This is a genomic window from Streptomyces sp. NPDC021749 (assembly GCF_040640655.1).
Taxonomy (GTDB): domain Bacteria; phylum Actinomycetota; class Actinomycetes; order Streptomycetales; family Streptomycetaceae; genus Streptomyces.
Map to the genome: position 1 here is coordinate 1 of NZ_JBFACE010000101.1, position 1,495 is coordinate 1,495.

At 68.9% G+C, this 1,495-nt stretch carries 1 protein-coding gene; it reads right to left on the reverse strand.

From position 1 onward, the window contains the following. Window positions 1–181 precede the first annotated feature (181 nt). Window positions 182–1,396, reverse strand: a complete 1,215-nt coding sequence (locus tag AB0G35_RS37210; protein ID WP_360959215.1) for an IS701 family transposase — start codon at window positions 1,394–1,396, stop codon at window positions 182–184. Window positions 1,397–1,495: the final 99 nt, after the last annotated feature.

The window sequence follows — 1,495 nt, forward strand, 5'->3', positions numbered from 1 at the left end:
CTAGTACTCCAGCAGGATTTCGCTGTATGACCTGGTCTTTTCGCCGGGTGGCGGGAGTGTAGCGGGACTTCGATCGTGCGGGGGCGGTCTCACGGAGACCGCCCCTCGATCGTGCGACAACGCCGCAGGTAGTGACAACGGCGGGCCACTGCTTGGCGTCGGCGGCGCCAGTTCGACCAGCTCAGCGCGTGGCGTCGTCCTCGGTGTCCGCGCAGGTGCGGGGGCCGGGCACGACAAGCTGCCAGGAGTCGCCGAACCTCCGCCACTGTGAGCCCGATGGCCCCGGCCGTCCCACCCGTTCCGCCCCCTTTTCCCGGGCCTGGTGTGCCGTGGCGGCCAGGAAGGCGTGCGCGAGCATGGCCAGAGTGATGTGCCGATACCAGCCCACGTAGCGGCGGACTTCGTATTGGTCCAGGCCGCATTCGTTCTTCGCGGCCTGGAAGCATTCCTCGATCGCCCAGCGTGCCCCGGCGACCCGCACCAGTTCCTGGACGCTGACCTGAAGAGGTGCGTAGGCGAGGTAGTAGGCGATCTCGTCGGGCTTGCTGATGCTGCGCCGTGCCAGTGCCCACCGCATCCGGTGAGGGACCTCGCCCTGATAGTCGAACTCGGCGACGGCCGGCAGCCGCACCGCGGCCCAGTGGTAGATGCGGGGCCCCTTCGCGCCGTCGCCGCATGAGATCTTCTCCCACGCTTCGTTCGGGGCCTGCGCGAACAGGCCCTCGATCCGTGAACAGCCCACGCTGAACTGGGACTTGGGGACAGCCAGCACGTAGCCGACGCCCGACTGCTCCAGCATCCGGCGGAATCGGTTGTCCTGCCCATAGGCGGAATCCGCGGTGACCCAGGTGATGGGCAGCGGTGAGGCGAGGGCCCGCAGCACCATGTGCCGGGCCAGCTGGCCCTTGGTGGCGAACTCCCGCTCGTCGGGGACCCTTGCGGTGCGGCAGCGTTCTGGGTCCTCGGTCCAGGACTTCGGGAGGTAGAGCTCGCGGTCGACCAGGGCCCGGCCGCGCGTGGAGGCGTAGGCGGCGAAGACGCCGATCTGGCAGTTCTCGGTCCGGCCGGCGGTTCCGGAGTACTGGCGCTGGACCCCGGCCGAGATGGTGCCCTTCTTGATGAACCCGGTGTCATCGACGATCAGGACGCCGCCGGGCTCGCCGAGCTTGTCGGAGACGTATTCCTGCAGGTCGTCGCGGATGTCATCGGGCTCCCACTTCGCTCCGGCGAGCAGGTGCTGCAGGCCGTCGGGCGTGCGGTGGCCGGCCTGTTCGGCCAGCTGCCAGCTGTTCTTGCGGGCCACCGGGGCGAGTAGCCCGCGTACATAGTCACGCATGCGGCGGCGGAGCTCGACTCGGCCGAAGCGGTGCCCGATCGTCAGGAAGAGATCGTCCAGTTCGAGGTCCCACTGCGCGGCGGCAAACTCGGTGATCACCTTGGGAGGCTGCCCCGCCGTTGTCACTACCTGCGGCGGTGTCGCACGATCGAGGGGCGG